Raw genomic sequence first — 17,649 nt, 5'->3', positions numbered from 1 at the left:
CACCAAATAAAAAATTATCCAAAAAAATTACCCATCCAACCCCCCCCCCCCCCCCCCTCCCCCGGGGGGGGCCCCACTTCCGGTTTAATCTCGTTTAGGGGCTGTTGTATTATTTGATTGTTTTTTCTAAAAATCTTTGCATAATTGCCGCAATTTCTTCTCTGGAAACCAATTTGTCCGGTGCAAATTCCGTATCAGAATAGCCTTTGACAATACCATTGCTTGCCGCCCAGCGTACCGCCTCCGCATAATAGGCACTGCCATCTATATCCGCAAAAGTCATTAGATAATTGACAACAGGCTTATTCTCCATGCGCCACAACACCGTTACCAGCATACCGCGGGTAATGGCTTCATCGGGGGCAAATGCAGTTTCCGTTACGCCGCTGAACAGACCATTTTCGCTCGCATACTGTACCGCATGATAGAACCAATCATCCTCTTTCACATCGGTAAAAGGATTTTTCCATTTCTCCGGCTCTGTCGGGTCGGTAGGCTTAGTTGGGTCTGTTGGCTCCGACGGTTCTTTTTTGTCCTCGGTCCATTTTGCATACAAAGTAATATTTTTTGTTACCTTTGCTGTAAAATCATATTCCTCTGTGCATTCCTTATCGGTAAACCACCCGCTGAAAACATATCCATTTTTCGTAGGTTCTGCCGGCTCTTTCACAACAGTATTTCTTGTTACGGTTGACGATGAAATTTTGCTGGCACCCTGCGTGTCAAATGTTACGGTATAGCGTGTCGTGGTAGTTCCTCCGCCTGACGGGCGGTAAACTGTTACGGTTATCTCTATTTCAACCGGCACATAGTTTCCATCAACTGGCGTAAATACAACCGTTTTTGTAAATTCGCCTGTTTCATTCATTACTTCTGTTCCGTCTTTCCAAGCAAATAACCCCTCAAGAACAGTATCGTTCACGCCCTTTACAATACCGCCGCTGAGAGTTGAATTAGACAACTCATAATCTCTGCGCACCCGTGTTGCTTCCGGTGCTTCTTCTATGACAGGATTTGCTTTTGCAATCACAAATTCTTTCTTTGCAGAAAGTTCAGCGTAGCTTATCGTACCGGGTACGGCCGCCATTACCCAATAGGTTCCGGCATTTTGAGGAATATTTTCCGTATATTCACCGTTTTCACTTTCAGAATAGCTGAAAACCACCGTACCAAATTTCGACGTTGCCTGTGGTGCATTTGCTGCTTCACCGTAAGCCCAGCCGGTGATTGTTAATTCCTGTGTCCACTTATTTTCGGTTTCGGAAATCGACCAATTCTTTTCCAGATTTGTGCCGCCTTCAAGCGTGTAATTACTGTTATCAACCGCTGTAACCGTAGCTGTATAACTGCCTTTTTCGGTTGCTTTCACAATTCCGTCAAGCGTTAGATTTGCCGTATCGCCGGAAACAAGGTTTTCAATTTCAGCCGAGATTGTCTTTTCCGTACCATCATACACAAAATTTTCTGTGCTGCTCCAAATGATATTAACCGGGCGTTTGTTTACTGCAACAGATATGTCAACGTCCGTTACAAGGTTATAGTTGTTCGTGTCAGCAGGCGTAAATGCCGCCTTAAAAGTATGATTGCCGACGCTGCCGACATTCTGTGTATTATCTGCCCACGTCCAGCCGATTGGCAATGTAACATTGGTAAGCGTATCGCCGTAGGTTGCCGTTAAGCCTGTCGGAACGGTATAAACCGGATTTGCCTTGCTTACTGCTACTGAAACGTCAATATCTGTTATGATATTGTAGTGCTCCGTATCATCCGGCGTAAATTTCGCCTTAAATGTATTGTTCCCCGCATTTCCAACGCTCTGAGTACTGTCTTTCCATGTCCAGTCATCCGGCAACATAACACTCGCAAGCACATCGCCATAGGTCGCCGTCAAGCCTGTCGGAACTATATACGTCGGGTCGGCTTTTACAATTTCAAAGTAGAAAGTCCTGCTATTTTCATAAACCGAGCCGTTTTTTAAATTGTAATATATATACGAGATTTCAACATTATATTTGCCAATATCCGTCGGAAAAGCGCCGATTACATTACCGCTTTCATTCTGATATAAAAAGGTGAAGTCCGGCGAATCAAAAGCCGTTACCGGAATAACTTCACGGACTGTATTGTACGGAATCTGCGTATAATCACTTTCGGTATATGACAGCTGCCGTTCCGCACCCTCAATTTGAACCTTTGCTGTCACCTGGCTGGTTTTTATACTCTTTGTCAGATACAGTGAATTGTTTTCAAACATACCAAAGGTATAATCCGGATGTCCCGGATAAAAGTTTTCAGTCTGGCTTTTATTGCCTGCGTGAACCACAATGGCACTGCCGGTGTTTAGTTTTCTTATAGCTATTTTATTTACCGCGGAAAAATCTTCCTGAACGGTAACAGCGTAGCTTTTATAAGCCGCAGCGTCTTGGTATGTTTCCAAACCGATAACCGCAATATCGTCAGCCTGATTATCCGCACCAAAGTTTCCGCTGATGTCAATGCTGCCGCTTAAAATAACCCCGGAGGCTGCCTCACTCAGTCCGTCGCCGGTAGTGCCGCTTGTAATTTCAGCAATGCCGCCGCCCGCGCCGTTGCCTTCTCTGCCCCAATAAGGGTAAAGAGCCTTGTTGCCTGTAATTTTCGCACCGTCGTTAATTTCTACAACGCCCCAGCGGGATAGAACACCGCCGCCCATGCCGTTGCTTGTATTTTTGCTTATCTCTCCGCCGTTCATGGTAAACTTACCGCCGTTCCTAACCACAACGCCGGTGCAGGCATTATTTGCAATTTTTCCGCCGTTCATAACAAAGGTACCCTTGTTAACATTTACAGCACAGTATATTTTGCCTTCAGCGGTTTGGATACCGGAAACAGTACCACCGTTTAAAGTCAGCTTACTGTCTTCATACAGTATATTAACCAAACCGTTCCCCGGCTCCTGACCGCCGACATCCCTGTCTCCATATGTAAAATTACTTGTGATTTTTCCCGTTTTTTCATTGCTTGTATCTTCAATCGTAAAATCCGAAGCATCCGAAAGTGAAAAAATGCTGTATTTATTTTCCGTATCCTGCAAAAGAGTAAAACCATTTAAATCAAGCGTTGCTGATATATTTTTTACTGAAATCGTACCATAGAAATCTGTAATTTTGCCCTTGTAATCCGAGGATTTTACATCCGCAAGCAGTTTCAGAGTAAACGGCTGTGCCGAGTCTACACCGGTTTTCCAAGCTTCAGCAAAAGTTTCGTACGATGTTTTGCTCTCGCCAATGGTAAGTTCTGCAACATTCAGGCTCTCCGCAGATACCGCCACAACATTTTCCATCCCAAACATTGCGGAGGATGTGATTGTAACTTTACTTTTATCCTCCGGGATAAACCGATAAATAACGTTGCCGACAGCAGCAGATGTTTTTGCAATAAATTCTCCTGCCGCTTCTGTGGTAAATGCTACGCCTCCCGTGCCGGCCGGAACAGTCAGATTAACAGTTTCATCACCGAGCACAGCCGTAATCGGCACATCAAACGGCAATGTCATATTTGTGATATAAGCATTCACCATATTTGCCGAATTCTCTGCACTGTTGGCAACTGCTGTTACAGCCGGGCGATTGCTATTTTCTTTTGAAAACGCAATTACCTTTGCGCCCTTCTCAACATTCAATGTCGTAGGCGCTGTTTTATTTGATCCCTGACCAAGCCCACAGCCACCGGAACCGCCGTATGCAGTAACAGTAGCATTGGCCCCTATGGTAATTTTTATATTTCCCTTATTCTGGTCATATCCGCCAATACCTGCCGCTTTCGGGCCTCCGTAAGCTGTTACATCACCGCCTGTGATCGTCACATCGGCAGTACCTCCGCCAATACCGGCACAGCCATATCCGCCTGAAGCCTTCACCGTACCGCCGGTAATCAAAATTGTGCCGCCCGGTTGTCCCTGGGAAGCTCCGATACCACTGGCATTTGCGGTAGAACTGTCTATCCATCCGTTTGGCAGTCCTTCGCCCGTTGTTGCGGTAATAATGCCGCCATTGATTGTGATGATGCCGCCCGAGCCATAATCTCCGCCGCCGATACCGGCGCCGTATCCAAAACCATGCGCCGTGATTGTACCGCCATTGATCGTAATTTTTCCTGTATAGTTATATGCACTGCCGGAGTTCGGTCCGCCTATGCCGGCAAATCCGGTTGCATAACCACCGCTGGTGCCACCCTGATCCGTATAGGAGTACAACTGTGATCCATAAACTTCAAGGATATCGGTATCCGTTCCGTTGATTTCCAGATCTGCGCCGTTATCCACCAAAATGCCCGGGCCTGCCGCATAGCTTCTAAGCAGATTATCTCCCGCTACTGTCAGCTTCAGACTTGCACCGTTTGGAACAGCCAGCGCGCTGCCGTTATGATTCTTCAAATCAATTTTCAGATTATCCAAAGTAATGTTCGCATTTACTCCGTCCGCAACAGCAATCCGCGCAGTAGTTACAGTGCTACTCGCCGTAATGCTCAACGGTATATTCGTTAAAACCGTAAGTACATTATCATACACGTTGTGTTCGTCGTCAAAAACTTCCGTATACTTATAATCTTGTCCCTCAACTCCGCCGCTCACGATAAACGGTCCTACTTTCGTTGGCTGCGTTGCCGCAGCTTCAATCGTAATAGAAGGGATGGTCAAAGCACCCGATCCGTTCTGTGTAAATGAACCCATCTCTTTATCGTTCACATAGAGTTCATAGGTTTCGCCATTTGTTTCAACCGTGCCGCTGTAAATTCCGTCTCCCTGATGATTCAGGGGAATGTTGTCCGTTCCGTTTGTGATATATACATCAGCATCTGTCACTGGATTATCGTCTGCATCCTTTACAGCAACAGAAATTGAACCGGGTGCGCCGCCGAGACCGGGCGTAAATCCCTGCAAATACGGATAGCCGCCGTTTATTGATTCGTCTATTGTCCAAACAGACTCAAAATCCCAGCCCTCGTATGTTGTTTTTGTTTTTAGCTGTTCCGATGTTCTTCCCAAATCAACTCTGCCGCTCGAAGCACTGAAATCGGGAGAAAGTGTTTGATCAAAATATGTATTTATAATTTGCCCGTTCGGAACTGCAGCACCGTCGCTCCAGCCGGCAATCGGACGAACCTCGCCGGTGCAAGCAGAATAGCAGTTTTCAATTTTAACGCTTCCCGACTCATTCCATCCGGAAATGCCTGCGCTGTCTCCTCTGGTCGATGTACGGTTAATCTGTACGCGTGCATATGTATTCCTCACCGTTGACACATTGCCGTATGTTGACCCTGCAATGCCGCTTACCGCCGCATAACCCGTAACAACACCGGTTGCATAACAGCGCTCAATCGTTGAGCCGTATCCCGCAAACCCGGTCAGACCGGCAACATCGTTAGCCGTTGAAGTGACTTTCACATTTTCAAGACCAAGATTTTTAATAGCCCCGCCTGAAACATACCCAAACAGTCCGCAGTAACGGACGTCTGTGTCAATTGTCAGATTGTAGATAATATGGCTGTCACCGTCAAATATTCCTTCAAACGGGTTGCTGCTTGTTCCTATCGGCGTCCAATTTGGTATCGTTCCCAAATCAAGGTTTTCGGTCAATGTAACCGTCTTTCCCGCATAGGTTTCTCCGTTGTTGACCGCATCGCGAAGCGCCTCTAAATCATCAACCGAAGATATGTTGATCGGACCTTCCGCAAACGCAGTCAGACTCACGCCGGACAGCATACTTATCATCATACACATTACAAGTATTGCTGACAACAACCTGTTTTTTGATCTTTTCATTTTTCGTCATCCTTTCGTTTATATTACGTTTCTAAAGAAATTCATAAAGCAGATATGCCCGCTCAAATACAAAACAGGCATGTCCCGCCCGTAAAAAAACACGTCTGTTACCGAGAAATATATTTTCATTTTTATTTGGTTCAAATTACATTGTTATATTATACCACTAAAAGCCGCTTACTGTCAATATTTCCGATGATTTTTACGGGATATTATTTTTTGTCTTTTTATATCTAAAAACTGTTACAATTCCATATCCCAATCGTCCTCACGCTATTTATGCTTTGGTGTACGCTCTTGTTTTTTTGCTCTCTCTATAAACGTTTCAATTCACGAATAAGACGCTGCGGAAAAACATTTATTTTTCTGCAGCGTCTTTACGCAATCCCAAAATATATATTTTTAATTAATTTGCTTTTTTATAAACTTTATAATTTCGTCATAGCCGGCGTAAGACGTAATGGCGCCTTTTTTCGTCACGCTGTAAGACGAATAGAAATTAGCAAAGCGAAGCATGGCCTCCATGTCCTCTTTTGAAACGGCAGAAAGGTCTGTTACGCCTTTTTCCGTCAGACAGAAAAGAAACGCACCGATAATTGAGTCCCCCGCGCCGGTGGTGTCCTGCACGGTGACGCTTACGCTGTCTGCAAAAACGGTAAAGTCAGGCGTAATGATGCTCGCCCCCTGCTTGCCCCGGGTGAACATAATCATCTTCACGCCCCGGGCAAACAAACCGGGTGCGGCTTTTTCCATGTCTGTTTCCCCTGTGATAAATTCTAATTCCTCGTCAGAAATTTTTAAAATGTCTGCAAAATCAATAAACTCCTGCACCGTTTTTTTACACTCCTGTTCATCGTCCCACAGCGGCAGACGAATGTTGGGGTCGAAGCTGATGTTAGCTCCGTTCGCCTTAGCCAGAGCAATGGCCCGGCGGTGTGCATCTTTCACCGGCGCATCAATTAAATCCACCGAGCAAAAGTGCAAAATGCCGCAGTCGGAAAACCACTCGTCTTTTATTTGGGAGCTTTCCAGCAGCATGTCGGCGCTGGGATTTCGGTAGAACATAAAATCCCGGTTGCCGTCTTCCTTAAGCGCAACAAAGGCAAGAGCGGTGTTGGCCTTATCTGTGCGCAAAATGCAGGACGTGTCTACCCCGGCGCCTTTCAGCACCTCGGTAATGTAGTCCCCGAACGCATCGTTTCCCAGCTGGGTAATCATTTTTGCAGGCGCGCCCAAAAGCGCCGCTGCCGCCGCCACGTTTGCCGGCGCACCGCCGCAGGCCCGCTCGAACACTGCGTTATCCTTTAACGCACACCCTTTTTGGGCCGGAATAAAGTCGATTAATGCTTCGCCAATGCAAAGAATGGTTTTCATCATAGTTTTCCTCCCTTTTTTTAATCATATGTGTCAAACTGCGAATTGTAAAGCGAAAAGTAAGCGCCCCGTTTTGCAAGCAGTTCGTCGTGCACGCCCTGTTCCACCACGTTGCCGTCCTTCACCACCAAAATCAGGTCTGCGTGCTGAATGGTAGACAGCCTATGGGCAATAACGAAACAGGTTTTGTCTGCCATTAACTTTCGCATTGCGTCTTGAATTGCCCGCTCCGTCTGGGTGTCTACGTTGGAGGTGGCCTCATCTAAAATCAGCATTTTAGAGTCTAACAGCATGGCCCGGGCAATGGTTAAAAGCTGTTTTTGCCCCTTTGAAATGTTAATGCCGTTGTCGGTGAGCATAGTATCATAACCGTTTGGCAGCGCCTCGATAAAGTCGTGAATTTTTGCCGCCTTTGCGGCCTGAACCACTTCTTCCCGGGTGACGTTCTCTTTGCCGTAAGCAATGTTTTCAAACACTGTGCCGCCAAACAGCCAGGTGTCCTGCAAAACCATTGTATATGCTTTTCTCAGGCTTTCCCGGGTCAGCGAATAAATGCTCTGCCCGTCCACCAAAATGTCTCCCTGCTGCACATCATAAAACCGCATAAGCAGGTTGATGATGGTGGTCTTCCCCGCCCCGGTGGGGCCGACAATGGCAATTAAGTTCCCCTTTTCGGCGTGAAGGTTTAAGTTTTTTATAATCATCTTTTCCGGCGTATAGCCAAAGCTTACGTTATCAATCAAAACGTCGCCGTAAACGTCTTTCAGCACCGCCGCAGCCTTGTCATCTTCTTTTTCGGGCAATTCGTCCAGCAGTCTGAAAATCCGCTCCGCTGCGGCAAAGGCAGACTGCAAATCGCCCAAAATGTTGGCTATTTCGTTAATCGGCCCGGAAAACCGCCTGGAATAGAGCACAAAGGACGAAATGTCCCCAATGCCGATGGAACCCAAAAAGTAAAGAAAGGCGCCGAACACGCTGACCAAGGCCAGCGACGCATTGTTAATGAAGTTTACCGACGGGCCGGTGATGGTGCCGTAATATTCCGAAGTGGTATAAGCGTCCACCGCCTCGTCGTTTTTCACGTCAAACCGCTTTAAAAACGCCTCTTCCCGCCGGTATGCCTTTGTGGTTTTCTGACCGCCGATCATCTCCTCCACAAAGCCGTTTAATTCACCCAGCTTTTTTGAGCGTTTGCGAAACAGCGGGTGCACTCTCCCTGTGATATACCGCGTCCATACCACCGACACAGGAATGGTAACAGCAAACACCAAAACCAAAACCGGCGCAATGGTGAGCATCATAATAAACGAGCCGATGATGATTACCGCGCTCTGGCACACCTGCAAAAAGTCGTTGGACAAAGAAGAGTTTGCCGTGTCCACGTCATAGGAAATAATACTGATAATGTCGCCGGCCTGATGCTGGTCGAAAAAGCCAACCGGCAGGGAAACCAATTTGTCGAACACGTCTTTTCTCATTTCATAAGACATTCTGCGCCCAATTTTTTGAATTATCAGCGACAGCGCGTAAGACGACACCGCCGACAACACATAAAACAACAACATAAATTTCACATAATAGAACACAGTGGGAAAATCAACGCCGCCGGGCTTTGTGCCAATGGCGTCGATAGCGTCGCCGGAAAGCTTTGGCCCCAGCAGGGCAAAAATGTTGCTCACAAGCATCAGCACTGCAGCGCAAACAATAAGCAGCCGGTAACGGCTCATATATTTCCACAGCCGCAGCAGCAAATATTTCTTTTTGGTTTTGCCTGTGGCCGTGCGGTAAGAAGGTTTATTTTTCATTGCTTAACCCTCCCATCTGCAAATCGAAAATGCTTTTATATTCCCCGCAGGTTGCCAAAAGCTCCTCATGTGTGCCATAGCCTAACATGCGGCCGCCCTCTAAAACTAAAATATGGTCGGAGTTTTTCACCGAGCTGATGCGCTGTGCCACAATAATTTTTGTGGTGTCCGGAAGCAGGCGGCTCAGCGTTTTGCGAAGCTGGGAGTCGGTTTTATAGTCCAGCGCGCTGGACGAGTCGTCTAAAATCAGAATTTCGGGCCGTGTGGCTAAAGCGCGGGCGATTAACACCCGCTGTTTCTGTCCGCCGCTGATGTTGCTGCCCCCGGCGGTAAGCTCGTGCTGCTGCCGTTCCGCAAGATGGGACACAAAATCCATTGCCTGGGCGTTTTCTAATCCCTGAACCACCTGTTCATCTTCTATGCTGCGTCCAAACCGCACGTTTTCCGCAATGGTGTCGGACATGATAAAATCGTTTTGGAACACAATGCCAAACTTGCTGTAAAGCTCTTTTTTCGGAATGCTGCGCACATCGCGCCCATCAATAAAAATGCCGCCGGAGTCGCAGTCGTAAAACCGGATTAAAAGGTTAATCAGCGTAGATTTTCCGCTGCCCGTTGCGCCGATAATGCCTAAGGTTTCGCCGCGCTTCAGTGCAAAGCTTATATCTTCTACATTGTTTTTCACCTTGTTATAGGAAAAGCAAACGCGGTCGAACACCACGTGAAACGCTGTGTCTGTTTTCGGAAGGTCTAAAACCTTTAAATCGCCCTCTGCCGCCAGCACCTCGGCAATACGCTCCATAGACGCCGCGCCCTTAGAATACATAATAAAAATATTGGTTATGCCAATCATTGCGTTTAAAATAATGGTAAAATAGGTCATAAACGCAATGATTTTGCCCGGCTGGGAAAGGCCGCCGTTTACGCGATATGCTCCCACCAAAATTACCAGGCACAGCCCCACGTTTAAAATCAGCGTGGTGGCGGGGCTTGTGATGGACATTAAATTTACGCTCTTTTTTTCTTTTTCAAACAGCTCCGTGTTAATGGTGCGGAAGTGTTCTTTTTCATAGTCGGTTTTCGAGAGCGCCTTAATTACGCGAATACCGGCAAAGTTTTCCCGCACAACCCGCACCAGCGAGTCGGCCGACCGCATAATGGCGGCGTAAATCGGCATGCTGTATTTCGTAATGAAATATACAATTACGGCAATGGGCGGAAGCAGGGCCGCCAGCACCAGGGTTAAAGCCCGGTCTAAACTGAAGGTGACAAACAGGCCGCCGATGAGCAGAACCGGGCCGCGAATGCCAATTCTCTGCATTCTCGCCAGCATTTGATTCACGTTGTATGTATCGGAGGTGAGCACGGAAATGAGCTTAGGAATGGTGAACGTGTCGGTTTGCTTTGCCGAGAGGTAAGAGATTTTTTCATAAACGTCCCGCCTCAGCTTTCGGGTAATTTTACCCGCGCTTTTTGTGGCCATTCGGTTGGCAATCACGTTGGAAACAAGATCTGCCGCCGAGCACAAAACCATAACGCCGCCCCAGACAAAAATCATGCTGACGTTGCCTGCGGGCACCACGTCGTCAATTATTTTTGCCAGCACCGACGGCACCAAAAGGTTCATCATGGCGGCAAAAAATTTTAAAAACAGGCCGCCCAGCATATAGAATTTCAGCGGCGCAATATATTCAAAAAGCTTTCTCAAATTTTCCCACCCCTTTTATCACATATATTTTTTAATTTTACCACTTTTGGCTAAACTTGTCAAACCGCTAAAGGACAAAAAGACACAAAAAAGGCCGCTTTCATGCGGCCTTAAAAATTTTATTTGTTTATCTTCGGGTTATCCGTTCTGCCCAAAAGATAATCCGTTGAACAGTCGAGATAATCTGCTAACTTTACGATTTTGTCGCAGGATGGAGAACGATCTTTGTGTTCCATATCGTATAAAAAGCTGTGATTAATTTCACATTCGCTTAGCACCGTTTTAATTGCCACCGAGCGCGCTCTGCATCGAAGCTTAATTCGTTCTGCAATTTGTTTATTCTGCATAATTCCACGCTCCCTTTTTATACAACTTGGCCAAAATTTCAGTTATAACTGATTTTTCTCTTGACTTTCAGCTATAACTGATTTATAATGTAAATGAAATCAAAAAAAGACAGAGATTGCCCTGGAATAGTAATATGTGACAATATCATTATAACAGCAATTGCGCTTTCTGTCAACTGATTTCACGGAGAAACAGCGGTCCCACGCCGTTTCTCTCCCCCTAAAATAAATTACTGCTCCTTTCTTGTATATCTCCTGTGGTAAGTGTGATTGCAATCAGCAGTAATTTTTAAACGCGGCGGAAAATCCGCCGCGTTTTTTTCTGTGCTATTTCGTCTCAGTTGGTTCTTGAGGCTTCGGCTCCTCAGCTTTTGTCTCCGGCGCTGCCGGCTTCGGTTCCGGTGCAGCCGGTTTTGCTGCGGCTTCCGCCGGTTTTGGCTCCGGTGCAGCCGGTTTTGGCTCCGGTGCAGCCGGTTTTGGCTCCGGTGCTGCCGGTTTTGGCTCCGGCGCTGCCGGTTTCGGCTCAGGCGTCGGTGCTACCGGCGGGCGGGGCTGTGCGCCGTTTGGCGCACCGTTGGGCGCAGACTGCGGCGGATATTGCTGATAATATGGTCCGCCATTGGGCGCGCCGCCGGGCGTCTGGCCATAGGGCGGATATTGATAATACACCGGCCTGTGGTTTCTGGTTTCATAAAAATAAGCTTCCACCAGCCCTAAAAACAGCGGGCCGAACGCGATAAACACAATATACACAATCGCCAAAAGCAAGGCAAACAAAACGCCCAGAATGGGAATTTGTGCAAGCAGCGCCAAAATCATAACCACAACAAGGAATCCCAACGCAATGATAATATCTGCGCCAAACATTGCGCCCCTTTTGCCCTGGGTCTCGCGCATGGAAACGCGCAGCGCCTCGGTTGCAGAAATTTCGGGCCGCGTCATCAGTATGTAGGGCGTAAAGCGGTAAGAATATGCCTTAACAATGCCGATTATAATGCCTGCAAAGGGAATGAGTGACCAAATCAGCACCCAAAGCATCATCCATGCCATGCCGCCGGCAACGTGCCAGAAATTTTTAAACCCTAAAAACAGCTGGTCGGAATTGACCTGTTTACCCCGCAGCCCGTCTAAATAAATAATCGACATGCCAGCGGAAAGCGTTAAGCTCACCGGAATGAACACAATGGGCAGCGGCAGGCAGAAAATAACCGCCAAAATGCACAGCAGCCCCGACATGAGTGAAAGTCCCCACAGCACAAACGGTTTTTTTGCCAAAACCGAAAGCGCCGCCTTATAAGCCTGTGTAATCATAAACGCCACATAACCTTTCTTCCCGTATTATTTTTTTATTCCGCCTGCCCACGGGCCGTGCCGGCGGATTTTTAATTACATTTTGTCAACCGGATATAAAATTTTCAATTGGTTAATTTTGCTGTTTAACGCCTTTTGCCGTTTTTCGGTCAGCGCCATGTTTTTCACCTGGTCTTTTACGTCGGAAAACTTTAGTTCTTCCGGGCCGGTTTTGCCTGTCAGCTTAATTAAATGATAGCCAAACTGAGTTTTCACCGGGCCGCGAAGTTCGCCCACGTCCATAGAGAAAACCGCCTGGTCGAACTCGGGAACCATCTGTCCCCGGGTAAACTCGCCCAACGCGCCGCCGTTTTGCGACGACGGGCATGTGCTGTGCTGTCTTGCCGCGTCTTCAAAACCGATTTCGCCGCTTTCAATCTTTTCTTTAATTTCGTTTGCTTTGTCCTCGCTGTCCACCAAAATGTGGCTTGCGCTCACGGCTTCGCCCTTTTGAAACTGGTCTTTATTCTCGTTAAAAAACGTTTGCGCCTCGTCGTCTGTCACGGTAATGTTTTCAATCACCTTCTGCACGTTAAAGTTTGCCAGCATTTCATCTTTAATTTTATCAAGCTCCGCTTTAAACTGCGGATTGTGCTCCAGCAAATTTTTCTTTGCATCAAGCAGCAAAAGCTTTTTGTTAATCACCTGCTCCAAAAGCGCCGCCCTGCCCTGGGGCGTGTCGTAGTTCTGGCCGCGCTGGGCGTAAGCTGCCACCATTTCGTCAATTTCCTGTGCGTAAACGGCGTTCCCGCCAACGTTTGCCACAATATTGTTGTTCATGTTTCGTCTCCTAAACATTTATTTTTTTCCAGTATATCACAAATCAAACCAAATTGCAATCAGTTTCCCTTGCTTTCGCAGTAGATGCAGCGATAAACCTTTTTCTCCCGGTTGGTAAGCTTAAAAATGTGAGGCAGCTCCTGCTCGGTGGTGGTGATGCACCGGGGATTTTTACATTTTAAAATGTTCACAACCCGCTCCGGCACCTCCAGGTGCTTCCGCTTAAAAAGCTTTCCGTCCTTTATTATATTTACGGTAATGCTCTCATCAATATAACCTAACGCGTCTAAATCAATGTCAATTGCCTCGTCAATTTTAATAATGTCCTTGCGGCCCATTTTTTTGCTTTCCGCGTTCTTAATCAGCGCCACCTGGCAGGCCAGGCTGCCTAAACCCAGCTTGTTATAAAGCTCCATGCCCATGCCCGCGGTGATGTGATCAAGCACTATGCCGTTTTTAATCTGTCCAATAATCATAACGCCTTGCCCCCTTCACGTTCCAGCCCCAAAAGCTTTAAAATCAGCGCCATGCGGATAAATTTTCCGTTCAGCGCCTGTTTAAAATAACAGGCGCGGCTGTCGCTGTCTACGTCTTTCGAAATTTCGTTCACTCTGGGCAGAGGGTGCAGAATACACATGTCGTCTTTTGCCGTCTTAAGCTTGTCCGCGGTTAAAATGTAGCTGTCCCGCAGGCGAATGTAGTCCTGCTCGTTAAAAAACCGTTCCCGCTGAACCCGGGTCATATACAAAATGTCCAGCTTCGGCATGGCCTCGTCCAACGAGGTGGTTTCGGTGAACGGCACATGGTTTTTCATTAAAAAGTCTTCTTTTAAATAGTCGGGAATTTTCAGCTCTTCCGGCGATATAAGCACAAAATTAATGTTTTCATACCGCGACATGGCCAAAAGCAGCGAATGAACGGTGCGGCCGAACTTCAAGTCGCCGCAAAGGCCAATGGTTAAGTTGTTCAGCCTGCCCTTTTCCCGGTGAATGGTGAGCAAATCTGTCAGCGTCTGGGTGGGATGGTTGTGCCCCCCGTCCCCGGCATTAATCACCGGCACGGTGGAAGACTGGCACGCCACCACCGGCGCCCCCTCTTTGGGGTGGCGCATGGCGATAATGTCGGCATAGCACCCCACCACCCGCACGGTGTCGGCTACGCTCTCGCCTTTTGAGGCCGAGGAGCTTTGCGCCTCGGAAAAACCCAAAACATTTCCACCCAGCTCATACATGGCCGCTTCAAAGCTCAGCCGCGTGCGGGTAGACGGCTCAAAAAACAGCGTGGCAAGCTTTTTGCCCCGGCATGCTTCGCTATATTGCTCCGGCCGGGCGATAATGTCCTCTGCTGTTTCAATCAGCCGGTCAATCTCCTGCTCGGAAAGCTCTAAAATGTCTATCAAATGGTTCATAAAAAAACCTGCCTTTCTTCCCCCGCGGGGCGTTTGCCGCCCCCGGCACCATTTAAGCCGGCGGCGCCGTTGGAACGAACCTTATTTCCCAATCCACGACTCATCAGACGGGTTGTTGCGGAACGCAATCAGCCGCGCCACGTCTTCCGGCTTTACATAGCCCGTTTCAGCCGCAACCTGTGCAACCGTGTCGAAATCCGTTAAGCTGTGGTTTTCTACCTTTGCGTCGCGCAGGCGGTCTAACCCCTTTTGCATGCCATAGGTAAAAATGCTCACAACGCCCAGCACCTCGGCCCCGGCGTCGCGCAGGGCTTCCACCACGTCAATCACGCTGCCGCCGGTGGAAATTAAGTCCTCCACCACAACCACCTTGTCGCCGGAGCTCAGTTTGCCCTCAATGCGGTTTTGTCTGCCGTGGTCTTTGCTGCCCGAGCGCACATAGCCCATGGGCAGGCCCATCAAATGGCCGCAGATGGCGGCGTGGGCAATTCCCGCGGTAGACGTGCCCATGAGCACCTCCGCCTCAGGAAAGTTCGTTTTAATCAGTTCCACCAAGCCGTTTTCCACATCATTGCGCACTTCCGGCGCGGTCAGCGTAAGCCTGTTATCGCAATAAACCGGGCTTTTAATACCGCTGGCCCAGGTAAACGGCTCCTCCGGCCTAAAAAATACCGCTTTAATTTTTAATAAATCCTGTGCAATTTTTATTTTCATATCCATTGTTTCACAACCCTTTCTATTCATCAACAAATTCTGTCACGCAGCGGCGGTAGGCCGCAACGGGGTCCTCCGCTGCGGTGATAGGCCTGCCCACCACAATATAGTCCGACCCAATTTTTTTTGCCTGCTCCGGCGTCATAACCCGCACCTGGTCGCCCACTTCGCCGCCGGCAAACCGCACCCCGGGGGTTACGGTTAAAAACTGACTACCGCAGGCTTCATGCACCGCTTCTGCCTCCAGCGGCGAGCACACAACCCCATCCAGCCCTGCACGTTTAGCGGTTTCGGCATAATGCATTACAACCTCGTTTATGGGCTTTTCAATTAAAATGTCGCGCTCCATGCGCTCCTGACTGGTAGAGGTGAGCTGCGTCACCGCAATTAAAATCGGTCGCGTGCCGTCCGGCCGGGTTAACCCCTCTATGGCCGCTTCCATCATTGCCTGGGTGCCTGCCGCGTGCAGATTTGTCATGTCCACGTCAAGGCCTGAGAGCACCGCCATTGCCTTTTTCACGGTGTTCGGAATGTCGTGAAGCTTTAAATCTAAAAATATTTTGTGGCCGCGGCGCTTTATCTCGCGCACAATGTCCGGCCCGGCGGCATAAAACAGCTCCATGCCGATTTTCACAAAAGGCTTTTCCTCTGTGAACTTGTCCAAAAACGAAAGCACTTCTTCCCTGCCTGCAAAATCACAGGCCACAATTACATCTTTTCCCATCAGTGCGCTCCTCCTATTATATCTGATAATTTTTCAATTCCCAGCCGTTCCATTTCGCCCGGCAAAGCTTCAATAATCTGTTTGCAGGTCAGCGGCTCCACTAAATTGGCCGCGCCCACCTGCACTGCCGTAGCTCCCGCAAGCATCATTTCAATCACATTTTCAGCAGACATTACGCCCCCCATGCCGATGATGGGGATTTTCACCGCCTCGTAAACCTGATACACCATGCGCAGCGCCACAGGAAACACCGCCGGGCCGGAAAAACCGCCCATTTTGTTTGCTAAAACAGGTCTTTTGGTTTTCAAATCAATCCGCATGCCCAGCAGGGTGTTTATCAGGCTAATTCCGTCTGCCCCTGCATCTTCACAGGCTTTAGCAATGGAAACAATGTCCGTCACGTTGGGAGTAAGCTTCATAAACACCGGCTTTTTCGTCACCTGCTTCACTGCCCGCACCACTTCTGCGGCAGACTGCGGCGAGGTGCCGAAGCTCATGCCGCCGTTATGGACGTTAGGGCAAGAAACGTTCACCTCAAGCCAGCCCACTTGAGGCTCTTTGTCTAACTTTTCGCAGCTGTAAGCATAGTCCTCCACCGAAAAACCGCTGACGTTTGCCATCACCTTTTTGTGAAAGCACTTGGAGAGCTTGGGCAATTCCTCTGAAATCACCTTGTCCACCCCGGGGTTTTGCAGTCCCACAGAGTTTAACATGCCGGCCTCGCACTCGGCGATCCGCGGCGTGGGGTTTCCAAACCGGGGTTCTTTTGTGGTGCCTTTTGTGGAGAACGTTCCCAAAATATTAATATCATAAATTTCTGCAAACTCATATCCAAACCCAAAGGTGCCGCTGGCGGGAATGATGGGGTTTGCAAGCTCTGTTCCGCTTAAAACAACTTTTGTGTCTACCATACGATTTCCTCTTTTCTTAGCACCGGCCCGTCTTTGCAAATGCGTTTTGCGCCGTATTTTGTTTCGCACGAACAACCCATGCACGCGCCGAAGCCGCAGCCCATGCGCTCTTCAAAGCTGAACTGGCCGCCGGTTTCAGCGGCGCTGTAAACTGCTTTCAGCATAGGCTCCGGCCCGCAGGTATAACAGTATGTATAATCCAATCCGCCCATAGCGTTTGTCACAAAGCCTTTCATGCCGTAAGAGCCGTCTGCCGTTGTCACAAGAATCTTCGCGCCAAGAGCGCGAAACTCGTTTTCATAAAAAATTTCTGCCTTTGTGTTAAAGCCCAAAATCACCGTAGGCTGTTTGCCCTGGGCAACGAGCTGTTTGCACAAGCCAAAAAGAGGCGGAACGCCCACGCCGCCGCCAACAAGCAGAGGCCTTGCCCCGCTTTCCTCCAGCGTGTAGCCGTTGCCGAGGCCTGTCAGGCAGTCTGCCTCGTCGCCGGGAACCATGTTTGCCAAAGCCGCCGTGCCGCCGCCCACCACCTTGTAGATAATGGTAAGGCCGTTTTCGTCGCAGTCGCACACCGAAATGGGGCGCCTTAAAAAAAAGTTGTTCAGTTTTATGTTAATAAACTGCCCCGGTGCGGTGATAGCCGACGTGTCGCCGTATAAAAGCATTTCAAACACCGTGTCGGTTAAATTCCGGTTTCCCGCAACCTCAAAAATTTCCTGTTTCAT

The 17,649-nt window shown here is 48.5% G+C and carries 13 protein-coding genes; all 13 read right to left on the bottom strand.

All coding sequences use genetic code 11. The features are described 5' to 3' along the window. Window positions 1–109: 109 nt before the first annotated feature. A complete protein-coding gene (locus tag WIG73_RS02800; protein WP_337399196.1) occupies window positions 110–5,803 on the bottom strand; it encodes an S-layer homology domain-containing protein in 5,694 nt (1,897 codons plus the stop codon). 402 nt (window positions 5,804–6,205) lie between these two features. Further along, on the bottom strand, window positions 6,206–7,180 hold the full coding sequence (locus WIG73_RS02795; RefSeq protein WP_337399195.1) for a carbohydrate kinase: 975 nt from the start codon (window positions 7,178–7,180) through the stop codon (window positions 6,206–6,208). Window positions 7,181–7,197: 17 nt separating this feature from the next. Next, window positions 7,198–8,982, bottom strand: coding sequence for an ABC transporter ATP-binding protein (locus tag WIG73_RS02790; protein ID WP_249313236.1), 1,785 nt, complete (start codon window positions 8,980–8,982; stop codon window positions 7,198–7,200). Next, entirely contained in the window at window positions 8,972–10,690 is a 1,719-nt protein-coding gene (locus tag WIG73_RS02785; RefSeq protein WP_249313234.1) for an ABC transporter ATP-binding protein, read from the bottom strand. Before WIG73_RS02785 ends, WIG73_RS02790 begins: the two co-directional genes overlap by 11 nt. A 119-nt stretch (window positions 10,691–10,809) precedes the next feature. Further along, window positions 10,810–11,037, bottom strand: coding sequence for an XRE family transcriptional regulator (locus tag WIG73_RS02780; RefSeq protein ID WP_337399194.1), 228 nt, complete (start codon window positions 11,035–11,037; stop codon window positions 10,810–10,812). Between the two features lie 327 nt (window positions 11,038–11,364). After that, window positions 11,365–12,357: a hypothetical protein gene (locus WIG73_RS02775; protein WP_337399193.1), complete on the bottom strand. Its 993-nt coding sequence runs from the start codon at window positions 12,355–12,357 to the stop codon at window positions 11,365–11,367. 66 nt (window positions 12,358–12,423) lie between these two features. Continuing rightward, on the bottom strand, window positions 12,424–13,167 hold the full coding sequence (locus WIG73_RS02770) for a peptidylprolyl isomerase (protein WP_337399192.1): 744 nt from the start codon (window positions 13,165–13,167) through the stop codon (window positions 12,424–12,426). A gap of 59 nt (window positions 13,168–13,226) precedes the next feature. Then, on the bottom strand, window positions 13,227–13,643 hold the full coding sequence (locus tag WIG73_RS02765) for an aspartate carbamoyltransferase regulatory subunit (RefSeq protein ID WP_177680377.1): 417 nt from the start codon (window positions 13,641–13,643) through the stop codon (window positions 13,227–13,229). Continuing rightward, a complete protein-coding gene (gene pyrB / locus WIG73_RS02760) occupies window positions 13,640–14,575 on the bottom strand; it encodes an aspartate carbamoyltransferase (RefSeq protein ID WP_337399191.1) in 936 nt (311 codons plus the stop codon). The genes WIG73_RS02765 and pyrB overlap by 4 nt, the downstream gene beginning before the upstream one ends. An 81-nt stretch (window positions 14,576–14,656) precedes the next feature. Continuing rightward, a complete protein-coding gene (gene pyrE, locus WIG73_RS02755) occupies window positions 14,657–15,295 on the bottom strand; it encodes an orotate phosphoribosyltransferase (RefSeq protein WP_337399190.1) in 639 nt (212 codons plus the stop codon). A gap of 16 nt (window positions 15,296–15,311) precedes the next feature. After that, the gene (gene pyrF, locus WIG73_RS02750; protein ID WP_337399189.1) at window positions 15,312–16,013 is read right to left on the bottom strand and encodes an orotidine-5'-phosphate decarboxylase; all 702 of its coding nucleotides are present in this window, start codon (window positions 16,011–16,013) and stop codon (window positions 15,312–15,314) included. Further along, on the bottom strand, window positions 16,013–16,924 hold the full coding sequence (locus tag WIG73_RS02745; RefSeq protein ID WP_249313226.1) for a dihydroorotate dehydrogenase: 912 nt from the start codon (window positions 16,922–16,924) through the stop codon (window positions 16,013–16,015). Before WIG73_RS02745 ends, pyrF begins: the two co-directional genes overlap by 1 nt. Beyond that, the gene (locus WIG73_RS02740) at window positions 16,918–17,649 is read right to left on the bottom strand and encodes a dihydroorotate dehydrogenase electron transfer subunit (protein WP_337399188.1); all 732 of its coding nucleotides are present in this window, start codon (window positions 17,647–17,649) and stop codon (window positions 16,918–16,920) included. The genes WIG73_RS02745 and WIG73_RS02740 overlap by 7 nt, the downstream gene beginning before the upstream one ends.

It is taken from the genome of Congzhengia sp., from assembly GCF_037235575.1.
GTDB lineage: Bacteria > Bacillota > Clostridia > UBA1381 > UBA9506 > Congzhengia > Congzhengia minquanensis.
This window is presented reverse-complemented; position numbering and strand designations above follow the sequence as displayed.

Excerpts from the sequence above, each read along its gene's own strand:
- WIG73_RS02780 (WP_337399194.1), bottom strand. The coding sequence starts at position 11,037 with ATGCAGAATAAACAAATTGCAGAACGAATTAAGCTTCGATGCAGAGCG.
- WIG73_RS02745 (WP_249313226.1), bottom strand. The coding sequence starts at position 16,924 with ATGGTAGACACAAAAGTTGTTTTAAGCGGAACAGAGCTTGCAAACCCC.
- WIG73_RS02765 (WP_177680377.1), bottom strand. The coding sequence starts at position 13,643 with ATGATTATTGGACAGATTAAAAACGGCATAGTGCTTGATCACATCACC.
- WIG73_RS02770 (WP_337399192.1), bottom strand. The coding sequence starts at position 13,167 with ATGAACAACAATATTGTGGCAAACGTTGGCGGGAACGCCGTTTACGCA.
- WIG73_RS02740 (WP_337399188.1), bottom strand. The coding sequence starts at position 17,649 with ATGAAACAGGAAATTTTTGAGGTTGCGGGAAACCGGAATTTAACCGAC.
- pyrE (WP_337399190.1), bottom strand. The coding sequence starts at position 15,295 with ATGGATATGAAAATAAAAATTGCACAGGATTTATTAAAAATTAAAGCG.
- WIG73_RS02790 (WP_249313236.1), bottom strand. The coding sequence starts at position 8,982 with ATGAAAAATAAACCTTCTTACCGCACGGCCACAGGCAAAACCAAAAAG.
- WIG73_RS02795 (WP_337399195.1), bottom strand. The coding sequence starts at position 7,180 with ATGATGAAAACCATTCTTTGCATTGGCGAAGCATTAATCGACTTTATT.
- pyrF (WP_337399189.1), bottom strand. The coding sequence starts at position 16,013 with ATGGGAAAAGATGTAATTGTGGCCTGTGATTTTGCAGGCAGGGAAGAA.
- WIG73_RS02800 (WP_337399196.1), bottom strand. The coding sequence starts at position 5,803 with ATGAAAAGATCAAAAAACAGGTTGTTGTCAGCAATACTTGTAATGTGT.
- pyrB (WP_337399191.1), bottom strand. The coding sequence starts at position 14,575 with ATGAACCATTTGATAGACATTTTAGAGCTTTCCGAGCAGGAGATTGAC.